Below are 15,769 nucleotides of genomic sequence, written 5' to 3'. Positions count from 1 at the left end.
ACATCGAGCTTTCCGCGGTTATCGCTTAACGTGCATAGAGCATTTTTATCGAGATGCCCCTTAGATTTCTTCCGGAATCATCGAAATCGCACCGCAGGGGCATTCTTCAGCACACACTCCGCATCCCTTGCAGTAATCGTACTTGAACTCATAGACCCCCGAAGCGATCTTCGTTACTGCATTATCTGGGCACACTCCGAAGCAGTTATCGCATCCGAAGCAGTTACCACAGCTCATGCACCGACGGGCTTCAAAGATGGCCGATTCTTCATCCAAACCAATAACCACTTCGTCAAAAGTTGACGATCGACGCGCGCCCTCCAGACGATGCCGAATTTTTGCTGGCGCATCCGAGTAATACCACGTCTCCATTCGATCCAAAGTGGCATCGCCGTGTTTCGCCTCTGGCTCATACGTCCCGCCACGTAACCACGCATCGATATACCGTGCAGCTTTCTTCCCGTGACCGATGGCAACCGTGACGTTCTTTTCTGCTGGAACCATATCGCCACCAGCAAACACACCGGGCCTCCCCGTCATCATCTGCGGGGAAACTTTGACAACGCCCTGTTCAATCTCGATTCCTTCTACGCCTTCGAGCAATGACAAATCAGACTGCTGACCCAATGCCATAATGAGCGAATCAGCAGCGAGCTCCTCAAACTCTCCGGTTGGTTGCGGGAAGCCGTTTTCGTCCAGGCGCATCTTTTCAATCGTGATTTTGCCTTCATCCACATGATCGACGGTGGATAGCCAGCGCATCTTGATTCCTTCTTCTTCAGCCTCTTGGACTTCAGAATCGTGGGCCGGCATCCGATCTCGCGTCCGGCGGTAGAGAATGACGGATTCCGTCGCCCCTAATCGCTTAGCCGTTCGGGCAGCATCCACTGCGGTGTTTCCACCACCGTAAACCACGACGCGCCGCCCCAACATGGGCTGGAATTCCCCTGATTCTGCCGCGCCTTCAGACTCAATATCACGCAGCACATCCACCGCGTCCATAATGTGCGAGGCTGCACCAGCAGGAACATTAATATTCTTCCCGATTTGCGCACCTACTGCCGTGAAAACCGCATCGAATTCTTTGAGGGCTTCCTCAACATTATCGACCCGCGTATTTTGTTCAAAAGTGACGCCCAAATCAGCAATGCGCTGGATCTCTGCATCGAGAATATGCCGAGGCAGACGATAGGACGGGATACCGTAGCGCATCATGCCACCTGGTTTTTCTCCTAAGTCGCGCACCGTCACACTGTGCCCCAGGAGTGCTAAGTGATACGCAGCAGAAAGCCCTGAGGGGCCCGAACCGACCACCAAGACTTTCTTTCCGGACGGCTCGGCGTGAATATCGACCTGCCATCCTTCGTCAATTGCCTTATCCCCTAAGAAACGCTCCACTGAGTTAATGCCCACCGCTTCATCAACCTGACCGCGATTACAGGCCGTCTCGCAGGTGTGGTAACACACGCGCCCCATCGTCGCGGGAAGCGGATTATTAACCATAATCTCCCGCCATGCGGCCTCGTAGTCGCCCTCCTCAGTGTGGTACAACCACTTCTGGATATTCTCACCGGCCGGGCACTGTTTATTACATGGAGGCAGGAGGTCAACATAAATCGGACGCTCGGAGCGCCACGAACCCGTGCGGTTCTCCAGCGACGATCCGACATCAAGGGTAATAGCAAAGGGGCGCATTTCCTCAGAACCATGCGTCGTCGTCATTATTTTTCCTCCTGGTATGAGGTGAGATTCGCTGCAGGATCGGCAGAATCAGCCGATACTGCCGGTGAAGCAGATGATTCCGCAAGATCAGGCTTGACGAATTCGTCTAAAGATTCCTCGTCGATCAAGTTATAACGACGGATATTGCGATCAGCGAGCTGTTGAATTCGCTCTATGACGGACGGATCCGCGCCTTTCTTGAACAAGTGCGCGAAGCGTTTTTGCAGCTTGAGGTATTCCTCAACTTTAACCGGACGACGGATCTTGGATACGGACGTGATCTCCCCATGCTCTGCCTCATACACCGGGAATAGGCCGGACTGAGTTGCCAGACGCGCGATCTTAATGGTGATATTCGAGGCCGTTCCCCAGCCGAGCGGGCAGGGAACGAAAACGTGAATATAGCGCGCCCCGTGGAAGGTCATTGCCTTATTGACTTTGTATTCCAAATCGCGCAGGTCTGCGACAGTTGCTGTTGCCACGTAGGGAATCTCATGAGCCATAGCAATACGAGGTAGATCTTTACCTTGCCCCCAATTATTGCCGGGCTCAGGGCCAACTGGCTGCGTTGTTGCCGTGCGGGCTGCCGGAGGGGTTGCCCCAGAACGCTGAACACCTGTGTTCATATACGCTTCGTTGTCGTAGCAGATATAGAGCACATCGTCATTGCGCTCAAACATGCCCGACAATGCGCCGAATCCAATATCTACCGTTCCCCCGTCGCCGCCTTGCGCAACGACGCGAACATCATGCTTGCCTAATGCTTTCAAACCAGCTTGCGCGCCGGTGGCAACTGCCGGGGCATTCCCAAATAGAGAATGCATCCAGGGCAGATTCCATGAGGTCTCTGGGTAGGGAGTGGAAAACACTTCCAAACAGCCGGTGGCGTTGATCGCGATCACTTGGTTATTCGTCGCTGCCATCGCCGCGTCAAGGGCATAGCGTGCGCCCAGGGCTTCACCGCATCCTTGGCAGGCTCGATGCCCTGAGGTCAAGGAATTAAAACGGTTCGTACCTGACTGCACGGACTTATAGCCGTCCTCAACCAGACGATTACCCACCGCGAAAGATCCAACCTGGTAGAACTTCACTGATTCACGCGATGGGATAGCCGTCTGCCGATATTCCGGCATGGGCAAATCTACAGTCGTCATTTTTATCCCTCCACGTTTCCAGCAAGTCGTTCAGCGTAGTCACGCAACATATTCTCGGGAATAGATCCAGAACGCCGGATACTTGCCTCACGATCAAGCTCTCGCTGTACTAGGTCTAGATCAAGGTCAAGGAAGGTGGTATCAGCTACCTCGTCAACCACAGCCTTATCTAGGTATGCATTGAGCGAGGAAATCGTAATATCGCGACCTCCCAGACCAGCAATTAACTCATGGCAGACAAACTGCGTACCGCGTAACGCAGCTCGGCAATGAGATGAGACGATTCCGCCGATACCGACGGAGAATGCCTTTTCTAAAACGATAACGCGCTTGCGCCCGGATAGTATCTCGCGGATCTTTGCCGAGGGGAACGGGCGGAATGCGACCAGAGATAGCACTCCGATCTTTTCTCCTCGTGCCCGACGCAGATCCACGACATCACGCAGCGTTCCCGTGATCGAACCGAGGCAGACAATGATCGTCTCGGCGTCATCGCACTGGTACTCGTGTACTAAACCGCCGGAATCTCGCCCGAAAATCTCTGCAAATTCGCGCTGAACTTGCGGGATAAGCTCAAGAGCGTCAAGCTGCTTGTGATGTGCCAAGTAGCGCACTTCAGTAAAGGCTTCTGGCCCTACCATTGCTCCAATAGAGATCGGCTCAGCAGGATCGAGGACCTGGCGCGGCTCATAGGGCGGCAGGAACGCATCCACGGCCTCTTGATCCGGTACATCCACCTGTTCTACCGCATGCGTCAAAATGAAACCGTCCATACATACCATCACCGGCAGGGATAGTTCCTCCGCAATACGGAATGCTTGGACATGTAGATCAGCAGCTTCTTGATTATCTTTGGCATATAGCTGCAACCACCCCGAATCGCGCTGGGACATTGCGTCGGTATGGTCATTCCAGATATTAATAGGTGAACCGATAGCACGGTTGGCAACCGTCATCACAATCGGTAATCCCAATCCAGAGGCGTTATATACCGCTTCAACCATATACAGCAGACCCTGTGAAGCCGTAGCCGTATATGAACGGGCACCGACAGCAGATGCGCCAATAACCGCCGACATAGCCGAATACTCAGATTCCACATTGACGTATTCGCAGTTTTTTAAGCTCCCACTTTTGACTAATGCCGACAGGGCCTCAACGATATGGGTTTGTGGAGAGATCGGATATGCAGCGACGACGCCCGGCCGACACGCAGCAACTGCTTGAGCGACCGACTGTGATCCCTCAATTTGTTTCAACATGGAGCGCAGCCCTCTTTTCCTTAACAAGTTCGTATGCTTCTTCGGCGGCAGCCACATTCATCTCGCCTACTCGCCCGGGGAATCTCTGCATAATTGCAGCATTGACTGATTCCATTCGATACAGACCACTGATTGCCGCAGCCGCGCCGAGAAGCACAGCATTGGGGACCGTTCTGCCGGTATGTTTTCGAGCGATATCAGCCGCCGGAATAGTCATGAAATGCCCTACTGGCATATCGGATTGCCGCTGTGCCAATCCCAATTCTGCACTGTGTTTTGCGGAATTAATGAGAACGAAGCCATCAGGTTTCAATCCGGCAAAAACATCAATAATGCTCAGCAAGGTGGGATCTTGAACAATCAGCAGATCTGGCTCAAGAACTGGTTCTCGAGTGCGGATTTCTTCATCACGTACCCGGCAGTAAGAGACAACTGGCGCGCCAGTGCGCTCAGATCCAAATGACGGGAAGGCTTGAGCGTGGCGGCCCTCCGCAAAAGCTGCCATCGCAACTAGGTCTGCAGCCGTGACGACGCCTTGCCCGCCACGACCGTGAATACGTATTTCAACCATAGTTTAAGGGTAGTTCGGAGGTCCTAGAATTGCTCGCCAGAATGCGAAAGACCTGCTTCGCGTAATTCTGCCAAAGGATAGTTTCTCCGTTATCTCACCCTTGCCTGCTGACCACTTCCCCGTATAAAACATCGGATTTCCGGTTTTCCACATCTCATATCTACCCATTAGGCATGTCAATATTAGATGCGCTACGAGCAGTGGACACGACATAAAATCTGCGAACTAGCTACAGATGAGGAACATATCGCCGCGTATTCAGCACCGACGAAACCACACGATTAATTAGTGGAATATCCCCGCTGAGCACATGCGGAGGCATACAGGCATAAACTCGTTGCCACTGCCGCATTAAGAGATTCAGTATGCCCCCACATCGGGATACTCACCACATAATCTGCCCAGCTACGCTGTTCTTGGCTCACCCCATGCGCCTCATTACCCACCAGCCACACAGTCGGACGGCGCAGATCATAGCCGCAGGCATCTGCCATATCGCAATTCACCTCTGCTGGCGCGCTGGCCTGAACCGAGCCGACTCCCGGATCATTACCCGAAGCCACCTGCGCATGAACGATCTGGGGTTGGTACAGGTGATGATCCCCGCGGGCGTCGGCACATAAAATCATCATCCCTGCCTCGCGCGCCGCCTGCACTATTTCCGAGGCAGAGTATCCACTCAGGATTGGCAGATGGAAAACCGATCCTACAGAGGAGCGCACGACTTTCGGATTGAATATATCGACGCTCGTTTTTGCCGTAATCACCGCGTCGGCACCCACCGCGTCGGCAGATCGAATCACCGTTCCCAGATTACCTGGATCTGCTGATTCGAGACATAACACCACCAAGCGCGGTTTCGTGGCAAAAAAATCTGCTACGGGAATCTGATCCGCCTGATTGATTACCGCCAACCAGCCTTGAGTATTGGGGGAAAGTTTCTCCATCACCGTATCCGGCACCAGGTGGACGTAGCGCACCCGCTCATCCGCTAATTTCTCCAGGTGCGGATCAGCATCCAGGGCAGCCTGCGTCACGTAAAGATCACGGATGAGCTCCGGCGCCCACTGCACGGCTTCCCGCACTGCCTGCGGCCCTTCAACAAGCGCTTGACGATAACGTACCCGCTGAGTATGCCGCGCCAATCCAGCAACCTTTTTCAGTTGGCCGGTCATCGTCGTGATGGAATCCCGACGAGAAAGCACTATCCCTTGCCCCTCTAAATCGCTGTTTATTATTGGGCTGCTGCGCGTTGTTCGATGAGCTGCGCGAGGGTTGGGGCGTTAAGATCTTTCTCGGAGATCATGGCACGATTTTCCGTATCAACCGGAATTGGCCAGGCGATATGTAATTCTGGATCCAAGGGAGCAAGTGCGCTACCTGGCATGCCGGGCTTCCATTCCCGATCAAAGAGATACAGGTACTCCGTATCTCCGGGAGCCACCGCTTGGAAACCATTGCACACACCCTGCGGTACGAGCACCATCACCCCTGGTGTAATATCTACCGTCACAACCGCACCAAAGCTCGGGGAACCCTCGCGAATATCAACATAGGCGCCAAATACGCGACCCGAGACGACCGTCACCAGTTTCGTCATTGCCTCTGCATGCAGACCTCGCAGACCACCTTGATGGGTCAACGTGTTGTTCGCCTGTTCGAAGTTATCGACGATACCGTTTTCCGCTAACCAGGAACGACGGATAAGCTCACGAATCGTCCCGCGTTCATCAGTAACACATTTCGGGGTGATGACGAGCAAACCCTCAATATCGGTGTGAGTAATGGTTGCTTCTCGGATCTCTACCATGAAAACTCCTTCTCTCCGCAGGTCATGCTACACCAATTTAGCCCGATATAGCAGCGCTAAGCGCGCACCGAGCCCAATAAAATCTGCTTTCTCTTTTACAACTGCGACCTATACGTCTGCGGAATAGGTATATAGCGTTCGACCCCCTCTAACGGGAGGGGGTCGACATACGTATGCGCTTCAGGATGATTAGGCAACCGGAGCGTTAACGTCCTCCGGCAGAGCTGCACGAGCAGCGTCAACCAGAGCGGCAAAGGCTGCAGCGTCGTTGACGGCTAATTCCGCAAGCATACGGCGATCAACGTCAATACCCGCAATCTTCAGCCCTTGCATGAAACGGGAATACGACATCCCATTTGCCCGAGCAGCAGCATTAATACGAGTAATCCACAGCTTGCGGAACTCGTTCTTACGCACCTTGCGATCGCGATAGCTGTACACGAATGAGTGCGTGACTTGCTCCTTGGCCTTGCGGTAGAGGCGAGAACGCTGACCGCGGTAGCCCTTGGCGCGCTCAAGCGTAGTACGACGCTTCTTCTTGGAGTTAATTGCATTCTTAACGCGTGCCATTAGGTTTTCTCCTCGCTACTACTTGCCAAGCAAACGCTTGACGGACTTGACATCTGCCTTGGCGATCGGCTGATCGGCGGACAGACGACGGGTACGACGGGTTGACTTGTGCTCAAGCAGGTGGCGCTTACCCGCCTGCTCACGCATGAGCTTGCCCGAACCCGTGGTACGGAAACGCTTCTTGGAACCCGAATGGGTCTTCATCTTAGGCATGTGTTCCTCCTGCTGCGCGTGCAGCGACTCTTGCTCCTTAACAGAGCGGTACTAGGTCTATTCGGCGCCTTCTACGCCCTCGCGTGCTGCTTCAGCTTGCGCTTGACGTGCTGCCGCTTCTTCAGCCTTGCGCTGTTCACGCTGAGCTTCACGACGGCGACGCTGATCTGACTTCGTTTGCGACTTGCGTCGAATAGGCGCGAGCACCATCACCATATTCCGGCCATCAACGCGCGGGGCTGATTCTACTGTCGAGTTTTCTTCAGCATCCCGAGAAATCCGCTCCATCAACCGAACACCAAGTTCCGGACGGAGCTGTTCGCGCCCTTTGAAACGCAACTGGATCTTTACCTTATCCCCCGCATCGAGGAACTTCTTGATCCGGTTGACTTTCGTCTCGTAATCATGCTGTTCAATTTTGAGACTCAAACGGATCTCTTTTAGCTGCGTATTTTGCTGGTTACGACGTGCCTCACGAGCCTTCTGCGCGGCTTCATACTTGTATTTGCCATAATCCATCAATTTAGCGACGGGCGGTTTGGCATTCGGGGCAACTTCTACCAGATCGAGCTTGGCTTCTTGAGCAAGACGCAGGGCATCACTGACGCGCACAACGCCTACTTGCTCACCGCCTGGCCCGACGAGACGCACCTCGGACACGGTGATGCGATCGTTGATTCTTGGCTCGTTGATAACGGCTCCTCTTTCTCCTACGACGTGCAATGCGCACGGAGTCCAGAGGGCATGGCACAGCAATGAATAGTGCCTGACCTACTAACCCGAGCCCTTTCGCAGGCCTCTAGGTGGGAAATCTCCGCTTGCATACTGGCATGACGCCAGTTGGTCGGTTAACGACTATACCAGAGGAGGCACTCGACAGCCACGATGCACAGCGCCCAACCCAGTCATATCGTCGGTGATGTTGCCCACCTTCTCCGTTTTTGCGCAGTTCTCGCCGCGCGTAACTACTTTTATCTGCGACTACGCTCCAGCAAAGACCGGACGCATTTCCACAACGTCAAGCCGCGCACGAACATACGGATCAGCCATCATTGCTTCACTGACTTTTTCCGCGATACTCACGACCTGCGCCCGATCACATAGCGCAATCACATACAGCATCACTACTGCACTACCGCCCGCCCCTGGCTCAATAGATATTGACTCCAAGCCACGAACATACCCGCCTAATCCCGCCATAATTCGTTCCACAATATGCGGATCGTCCCACGGCGCTTGCCAGACCTCACCCGTCATCAATGCCATAACCGCGCTGCGCCCAATCCAGGTCGCCTCCGGCTCTCCCGGATCCAAAACCAGCACACCATCCGAACGGGTAATCGCTGCCGCTGCAACCTGAGCGATGTCAACGGGAACTGGCCGCGCCGTCGGATATTGCCGAGTCAACGCTGCCGCATGCGAAAACACTGGAATAGCACGGCGCCCTCCGGGGAAATCCACCATTATTAGCGCTTCTGGCGGGCATTCTAACGGGTTTGAAGAGCTGCGGTCATGTGCGGCAACACTGCCATCGGTATTGCGCCCCGGATGTGGATGGGGATCAATCGGAACGAGTACTCGACGTAGGGCCGAGACGATAGCGCTCATCCGCAAATGTTCGGGAGCAGCTAGCGCCTCACCCAGTTCTGCAGGCATCGAGCCGTCGTCACCAGCAAAGGGATTAGGTTGCAGCAACCGATCCAGATCCGGCATCAGTTCTCCTTCCCCACAGAGTATTTATCCAATGTTCGCTAAGCGCAGTCACCTTAACACGCTCCTGACGCGCTTGATGAACAGTCATTATTTAGCTGACGCAGGCTGGCCACCAGCAATCTCAAGAGCGTGAGCCAAGCTAAAGTTACCTGCGTATAACGCTTTACCGATGATTACTCCCTCAAGCCCCTGCGGGGTTAACGCCCGCAAAGTGGCAATATCCGCCAACTGTGAGACGCCGCCGGAGGCCACAACCGGCCGATCTGTTGCCGCGCAGACGTGGCGCAGTAATTCACAATTCGGGCCGGTTAACGTCCCATCGCGATTCACGTCAGTAACGACATAGCGGGCACACCCTTCCTCATTCAGACGGGCCAGCACATCCCACAGATCGCCACCATCACGAGTCCAGCCGCGAGCGGAAAGTCTCTGCCCACGCACATCTAAACCAACCGCAATGCGATCACCGTAGGTTTCAATAGCGTGTTTAGTCCAGCCGGGATCTTCCAAAGCGGCCGTCCCCAGATTGACGCGCGTCGCTCCTGCGTCTAAAGCTCGCGCCAAAGAGGCCTCATCGCGAATACCTCCGGAAAGTTCAATGGCGACATGTGGATATTCGCGTACAATCTGCGCTAAGAGTGGAGCATTAGAGCCACGCCCAAAAGCCGCGTCTAAATCCACAAGGTGAATCCACCGCGCTCCTTGCTCAATAAAACCCGCGACTGCTTCGCGCGGATCACCAAAGACCTCTTCCGTGCCTGCTTGCCCTTGATGCAGACGCACTGCCTGACCATTGACAACATCAACCGCAGGCAGCAACTCTAATGCGGGAAGATCGGCAAGATCACTCATTTTTCCTCCGGTTCTCGCTGCGAAGTTTCATCATTTTCATTCCCGTGCGCAAACATATTCGGGTCGTGGGCGCTATCCGTATCCTCGCCCTGCGGCGTATTGCCTGCCTGCACAATCCCATTGACCTGCTGCAAGGTCAACGTGCGGGTATCAATCCCCTCTGGTTGGGCACTGCCAATGATGAGCTCTTCAATATACGGATCAAGGACGGATAACAGCACCCCGGCCGGCATCTCCTCGTCACTATGCCCAGCGAGATACCGCTGAGCACGCACCATGCCGGACACCCCGGACTCGCCTCCAACATCATCGCCAAGATCAGCGCTGAATAACACCACTCCGTAACGAGAGAGTTGAGAGAGCACACAGGCAGCCTGCTGGGCATGTTCATTGCCATCTAGTTCGCTATTGCCCGCTAAAGCTCGATCGCTGTTTACCGTGCTGCTATCTCCGTGCGATATACCCTGACTATTTGCCTCCGTATCCCCATCCGGGTCGGCACCTGATAGGTGTTGCTGTGCGGGAGCGTTCTGCGTCGAATCCTTCTGATCCGCATGCCCGTCAACGCCATCGCGGTCATACGGCGGAGTATCATCCTTGCCCTGGCTTAAATCTGGCCCCAGCAGCTCCGCAATATCCCAGTCATCAAAATGATCCCGCTCCTGTTCGCCGACGACACACACCCCTGATTGGGTCTGCACCACATGCGCATCAATATGATGAATACGCAAAATACCAGCAACAATATCCGCTTGCTCAAACGGCGTTAGGACGAGGTAACGCAGACGCGAACTCATAGTAAACCTTTCGTCGAAGGTATCCCGCCCACTCGCGGATCTGGCTCAACGGCACCGCGCAAAGCTCGCGCTACCGCCTTGAACTGCGCTTCCACAATATGATGCGGATCGCGCCCGCCAAGCACATCAACATGTAAGCATATCTGCGCATGATACGCCAAAGATTCCCACACATGCCGCGTTAAAGCACCAGTAAAATGCCCACCAATCAGGTGATATTCCTGCCCCTGAGGTTCACCGCGATGTACGACGTAGGGCCGCCCAGAAACGTCAACTACTGCCCGAGCTAAGGCGTCGTCTAAAGGCACAGTCGCATCAGCAAAACGACGGATGCCCCGCTTATCTCCCAACGCTTGTGCAAGTGCTTGCCCGAGGCAAATCGCCGTATCTTCAACGGTATGGTGGGCGTCAATATGCGTATCACCGTCAGCGCGAATATCCATATCAATAAGCGAATGCTTAGCTAATGCCGTCAACATGTGATCGTAGAAAGGCACCCCAGTAACGATATGCGCCTGCCCTGTTCCATCTAGATCAATGCTGAGACGAATCGTTGACTCTGATGTTTGCCGAACGATAGTTGCACTACGACTCATCCGATAACCTCCTCAAGCGCCTGCAGAAAAACATCATTTTCCTGTGGCGTTCCAATGCTAGCGCGCAAATACCCCGTCGGACCGACCTCGCGGATCAGAACCCCGCGCTCAAGAAGCTGCTGCCACACATCATGGCGATCAGCAAAGCTGCCAAACAAAACAAAATTTGCATCCGATTGTGGCACATTCAAACCGAGGGAGCGCATACGCCCCGTCAGGCGATCCCGTTCCCGACGCAAAACGGCGATCTGCTCCATCAACGGATCTCGATGTTCTAGAACAGCACAGGCCGCCGCCTGCGTTAATGCCGACAGATGATAGGGCAAGCGAACCACGCGAATAACGTCAATCACCTCTGGACGCGCTGCCATATATCCCAAACGCAATCCCGCTGCCCCAAAGGCCTTCGACATCGTTCGCGTCACAATCAGATGAGAGCAGGAACTAATCAGTTCCACTGCAGAAGAAACGCCATCTCGCCGAAACTCACCGTAGGCTTCATCAACAACAACCATTGCTGGCGATTCTGGCTCTGGGCCATGCTGCGCCGCAAGAGTAAGAATGGCGTCTAATTCCTCGCGCTGCAGGGCCGTCCCAGTGGGGTTATTGGGTGAGGATATTAAAATGACTGCCGGGCGAGCCTCAACCATCCGTTCCTCAATCGCGGCAAGGTCTAAGGTGTAATCTGCCCGACGCGGGACCTCACACCAAGTGGAATACACATTGCGGGTGTATTCGCGATACATGGAATATGAGGGCGTAAAACTCATCACTGTGCGCCCTGGGCCAGCGAAGGCTGTCAAAATCTGGGACATGATTTCATTCGACCCATTAGCCGCCCAGATCTCGCCGCGATGTAAGGTCACTCCGGTATCCGCAGCAAGATAGTCACTCAAAGCCGAACGTAGCCGACGCGCCTCCCGATCTGGATAGCGGTTGAGCTGCCGTGAGGCTCGCTCACAGGCAGCAGTAATTGCGGCAATAAGGCGCGGGTGAGGCGGAAAAGGATTCTCGTTAACATTTAGTGCCACTGGAACGTTAAGCTGCGGAGCACCATAAGGGCGTTGCCCAGCAAACTCGGGACGCACTGGCAGTTTCATCCTGCGTTCTCCTCACCTGATCTCATACGTATGCGTATTGCTTGGGCATGTGCCGGTAAATCTTCGGCGTATGCCAGAGCGCAAATATCGTGGCTCACGTGCCCGAGCGCAGGTGCCGAATAGTCAATCACCTGAACGGGTTTAAGGTAGGTCATGACGTTGAGCCCGGCAGTAAAACGGGCCGTTCCTCCGGTAGGTAAGACGTGATTTGAACCAGCCAAATAATCCCCTAGCGGAACTGGAGAGTGTTCACCGAGGAAAATCGCTCCGGCATTTCGTATATGGGGCACTACTTCTCTGGGCGATTGAGTATGGATCTCCAGGTGTTCTGCCGCATAGGCATTAGCCACGGCAATTGCCGCCTGAAGATCATCGACAAGAACTATCGCTGATTGTGACCCGTTAAGCGCGCACTCCACCCGCTGGTGATGCTCGGTTTGGGAAAGCTGATGTTCTATATGGGAGATGCATCTGTTCGCGAGCTCTTCACTAGGAGTAATCAATACGCAGGCTGCAGCCGGATCGTGTTCTGCTTGCGAAATAAGATCTGCGGCCACATATTCTGCATTAGCTGAATCGTCAGCGATAATGGCAATCTCCGTCGGACCTGCTTCCGCATCAATCCCGACGCGCCCCTGCACAGCACGTTTTGCTGCTGCAACATAAATATTGCCCGGCCCGGTAATGACATCAACCGGCTCACAGCCTGAATCCGCAACAGCGGCAGCCAAGGGAGCATCTCGAACAGTGCGCGGTGCAGGAGTCGGGTCATACCCGTAGGCAAACATGGCAATAGCTTGCGCCCCACCGACGGCATATACCTCGCGAATATCGAGCAATTTACTGGCTGCCAAGATCGTCGGATGCGGATACCCACCGTATGCTGCCTGAGGTGGCGAGGCTAGAGCGAGAGATTCCACTCCAGCGGTGCGAGCAGCCATAGCGTTGTGGATGACTGACGAGGGATACACAGCCAATCCACCCGGAGCATATAGCCCAACGCGATGAACGGGAATCCATCGCTGACGAATATATCCCCCAGGAACAATCTCGATCTCTCGCTCTGTCGGGCACTGAGCCAGATGCCCGGCAGATAAATGTTCAATTGCGTGTTCCATAGCGTGACGCACCGGCTCAGAAAGGCGATCGAGCGCCGCGTCAATAACCGGCTGAGGGACGCGCAATTGTGGCGGGCGTACCCCGTCAAAACGTTCACACAGATCGCTGATTGCCGCAGCTCCGCCCGTGCGTACCTGATCTATGACGGGAAGAACACTAGCTAAAGCGGCTGCCACATCAACGCGAGCGCGTGGCAAATGCTGTGCGAGCACTGATCGAGTTAACGTCACACCACGAAGATCACACTGCTGCATACCTCAAGTTTACAAAGGATTAGTATCTAAGGATCAGGGCGCCCATCTGGCGGAATATACCTGAAGAGAAAATCCGCCCGTATCCAGCACTTCCGTTTCGCATTTCGCCTCTTCATCGGCAGGTAGGGCAGTATTTGCGCTCTTTTCTCCGGCAAAGGCTCAGATCATGCGGGCTGTGCTCGGTGGCATGTACCGATAAGCTGCGTCGTTACTATTCCATACCGCTGGGAGATCCCATAGCCGCCTCTATTAAGGCAGGTAGCTACTCCTCACCGAGCACCGTATCGCAAGCCGCCCCGAATCTTCGATCCCGATGTCCATATCGGCGCAGACACTCCCATAGGTCATTTCGGGTGAAATCCGGCCAGGGCTGATCGACAAACATGAACTCGGCATAGGAGGATTGCCAGATCAAAAAATTCGAGATTCGCTGTTCGCCGCCCGTGCGAATGAAAAGATCCACATCTGGCAACTGTGGATGATAAAGGTAACTCGCAACAAGATCTTCGGTAATACGCTCTGGTGCGATCTGACCAGCGGCAACATCGTGCGCGATACGGGACATCGCGTCGGCAATCTCTGCACGGCCGCCATAGTTAACGCATAAATTTACTGTTAGACGGGTGTTATCCGCAGTTGCTCGTCGGGCATCAAGTAGCTCATTGACAACTGATCGCCACAATCTCGCGTGGCGCCCAGACCAGATAATCTTGACTCCCATCTCCTTTAATTCTTCTCGCCGACGGTGTATGACATCGCGAGAGTATGCCATTAAAAAAGCAACCTCGCGCGGGGAACGCCGCCAGTTCTCAGTGGAAAAGGCATAGACCGAGAGCACTTCAATACCGGCCTCCACCGCGCCAGCGACCACATCCATAAAGGAGCGCTCTCCTGCCCGATGCCCTTCCGTTCGTGGTAATCCACGGGCATTAGCCCATCGGCCATTACCATCCATGACAATCGCCAGGTGGCGTACTCCGTGATCTTTAGGTGCGTCCATCACTTCTCCTGGGCCATCTGAACGTGTCGTAGTGATTTTACCGTGCTTTCGACATGCCATTGGACGAAAGCTGCCACTATCCCCTGAGCTGCTCGCCGTGCTGACGAGCTGGAACGATCAGCAATTGCCCAATCCCCTTCCTGCAATGCGCCAAGCAACTGCCAGGTTTCAACGGAAGGCAACATCGCACCGGCTGGGCGGCACTGATCACATACTGCACCACCTGAGGGAACATGTAATGCCTGATGCGGACCTGGAAGACCACATCGCGCACATTCAAAAATCGCTAACTGCCAGCCAGAAATCGCCATTGAGCGCAGCATATATGAGTTGAGTGTAATATCTGGCAGATGTGCGCCCACTGCTGCCGCATGAATCGCGCCATGCAACAAATCAAATTGCTCCGGATCGGGATCTTCGCCGGTGAGCCGATCTGCGACGTCAAGCATGGCCGTTGCCGCAGTGAAGCGCTCGTAGTTAGCCACCAGGTAGCGCCCATAGGTGTTGACGGATTCCACTTGGCTGACAATATCGAGCGAACGACCATGATATAGCTGAATATCGATGACACTAAAGGGCTCAACGCGAGCGCCAAAACGCGATTTTGTTTTCCGGACGCCCTTGGCGACAGCTCGGACCTTCCCGTTATCGCGGGTGAGCATCGTGATGATTCGATCTGCTTCTCCCAGATCGAAACTCCGCAGCACAATAGCTCTATCTCGGTAGGTCTTCACATTCCGTATTCTGGCAAAGTCCAGCATATAAACAGGGAATTGGGCGATGGTGTGCCTCACCCATCTATGCCTCCCACTAGCATGGCGTGCCCTTACCCCTCGCTACTATCAATCACGCAGATAGCGATAGACGGGGATAACCATAAATGTACGCGGCTTCAAGATGGACGTATCCGTCTGCCTGTATCAGCGATCTACAGCCCTATCTACTGCTATCGCCCCATTACCCTGCCTGCTTAACGCGGGCAAGAACTCCTACACGCCAGCGCTCCTGCTTTGCCCGTATAGAGGCGCACCGGCGG

The 15,769-nt window shown here is 54.4% G+C and carries 17 protein-coding genes; all 17 read right to left on the bottom strand.

What is annotated here, in order from left to right:
• Positions 1-60: 60 nt before the first annotated feature.
• The 17 genes from ACLHIL_RS06115 to recO all read right to left on the bottom strand — a co-directional run bounded on the left by ACLHIL_RS06115 (position 61) and on the right by recO (position 15,467).
• Positions 61-1,722 (bottom strand): NAD(P)-binding protein, encoded by a 1,662-nt coding sequence (locus tag ACLHIL_RS06115; RefSeq protein ID WP_411297074.1) that lies wholly within the window; start codon positions 1,720-1,722, stop codon positions 61-63.
• Positions 1,722-2,876, bottom strand: a complete 1,155-nt coding sequence (locus tag ACLHIL_RS06110; protein ID WP_411297073.1) for a thiamine pyrophosphate-dependent enzyme — start codon at positions 2,874-2,876, stop codon at positions 1,722-1,724. The genes ACLHIL_RS06115 and ACLHIL_RS06110 overlap by 1 nt, the downstream gene beginning before the upstream one ends.
• Positions 2,877-2,878: 2 nt before the next feature.
• The gene (gene porA / locus ACLHIL_RS06105) at positions 2,879-4,138 is read right to left on the bottom strand and encodes a pyruvate ferredoxin oxidoreductase (protein ID WP_411297072.1); all 1,260 of its coding nucleotides are present in this window, start codon (positions 4,136-4,138) and stop codon (positions 2,879-2,881) included.
• Complete coding sequence (locus ACLHIL_RS06100) at positions 4,122-4,709, bottom strand: 2-oxoacid:acceptor oxidoreductase family protein (RefSeq protein ID WP_411297071.1); 588 nt, start codon at positions 4,707-4,709, stop codon at positions 4,122-4,124. The genes porA and ACLHIL_RS06100 overlap by 17 nt, the downstream gene beginning before the upstream one ends.
• Positions 4,710-4,990: 281 nt before the next feature.
• Positions 4,991-5,914, bottom strand: a complete 924-nt coding sequence (locus tag ACLHIL_RS06095; RefSeq protein ID WP_411297070.1) for a TrmH family RNA methyltransferase — start codon at positions 5,912-5,914, stop codon at positions 4,991-4,993.
• Positions 5,915-5,943: 29 nt separating this feature from the next.
• The gene (locus ACLHIL_RS06090; RefSeq protein ID WP_411297069.1) at positions 5,944-6,519 is read right to left on the bottom strand and encodes a dTDP-4-dehydrorhamnose 3,5-epimerase family protein; all 576 of its coding nucleotides are present in this window, start codon (positions 6,517-6,519) and stop codon (positions 5,944-5,946) included.
• A 189-nt stretch (positions 6,520-6,708) separates the two neighbouring features.
• Positions 6,709-7,089, bottom strand: coding sequence for a 50S ribosomal protein L20 (gene rplT, locus ACLHIL_RS06085; RefSeq protein ID WP_411297068.1), 381 nt, complete (start codon positions 7,087-7,089; stop codon positions 6,709-6,711).
• A gap of 18 nt (positions 7,090-7,107) precedes the next feature.
• A complete protein-coding gene (rpmI, locus tag ACLHIL_RS06080) occupies positions 7,108-7,302 on the bottom strand; it encodes a 50S ribosomal protein L35 (RefSeq protein ID WP_411297067.1) in 195 nt (64 codons plus the stop codon).
• Between the two features lie 57 nt (positions 7,303-7,359).
• On the bottom strand, positions 7,360-8,025 hold the full coding sequence (gene infC, locus ACLHIL_RS06075; protein WP_411297066.1) for a translation initiation factor IF-3: 666 nt from the start codon (positions 8,023-8,025) through the stop codon (positions 7,360-7,362).
• Between the two features lie 258 nt (positions 8,026-8,283).
• Positions 8,284-9,015, bottom strand: coding sequence for an SseB family protein (locus ACLHIL_RS06070; RefSeq protein ID WP_411297065.1), 732 nt, complete (start codon positions 9,013-9,015; stop codon positions 8,284-8,286).
• A gap of 87 nt (positions 9,016-9,102) precedes the next feature.
• Positions 9,103-9,867: a bifunctional 1-(5-phosphoribosyl)-5-((5-phosphoribosylamino)methylideneamino)imidazole-4-carboxamide isomerase/phosphoribosylanthranilate isomerase PriA gene (gene priA, locus ACLHIL_RS06065; protein WP_411297064.1), complete on the bottom strand. Its 765-nt coding sequence runs from the start codon at positions 9,865-9,867 to the stop codon at positions 9,103-9,105.
• Complete coding sequence (locus ACLHIL_RS06060; protein WP_411297063.1) at positions 9,864-10,664, bottom strand: hypothetical protein; 801 nt, start codon at positions 10,662-10,664, stop codon at positions 9,864-9,866. The genes priA and ACLHIL_RS06060 overlap by 4 nt, the downstream gene beginning before the upstream one ends.
• On the bottom strand, positions 10,661-11,260 hold the full coding sequence (gene hisB, locus ACLHIL_RS06055) for an imidazoleglycerol-phosphate dehydratase HisB (protein ID WP_411297062.1): 600 nt from the start codon (positions 11,258-11,260) through the stop codon (positions 10,661-10,663). The genes ACLHIL_RS06060 and hisB overlap by 4 nt, the downstream gene beginning before the upstream one ends.
• Positions 11,257-12,360: a histidinol-phosphate transaminase gene (locus ACLHIL_RS06050; protein WP_411297061.1), complete on the bottom strand. Its 1,104-nt coding sequence runs from the start codon at positions 12,358-12,360 to the stop codon at positions 11,257-11,259. Before ACLHIL_RS06050 ends, hisB begins: the two co-directional genes overlap by 4 nt.
• Entirely contained in the window at positions 12,357-13,733 is a 1,377-nt protein-coding gene (gene hisD / locus ACLHIL_RS06045; protein ID WP_411297060.1) for a histidinol dehydrogenase, read from the bottom strand. The genes ACLHIL_RS06050 and hisD overlap by 4 nt, the downstream gene beginning before the upstream one ends.
• A 262-nt stretch (positions 13,734-13,995) precedes the next feature.
• Positions 13,996-14,733, bottom strand: coding sequence for a polyprenyl diphosphate synthase (uppS, locus tag ACLHIL_RS06040; RefSeq protein ID WP_411297059.1), 738 nt, complete (start codon positions 14,731-14,733; stop codon positions 13,996-13,998).
• Positions 14,733-15,467: a DNA repair protein RecO gene (gene recO / locus ACLHIL_RS06035; protein WP_411297058.1), complete on the bottom strand. Its 735-nt coding sequence runs from the start codon at positions 15,465-15,467 to the stop codon at positions 14,733-14,735. Before recO ends, uppS begins: the two co-directional genes overlap by 1 nt.
• Between the last annotated feature and the right edge of the window lie 302 nt (positions 15,468-15,769).

This window comes from Trueperella sp. LYQ143, assembly GCF_046599595.1.
Lineage (GTDB): Bacteria > Actinomycetota > Actinomycetes > Actinomycetales > Actinomycetaceae > Trueperella.
This window is presented reverse-complemented; position numbering and strand designations above follow the sequence as displayed.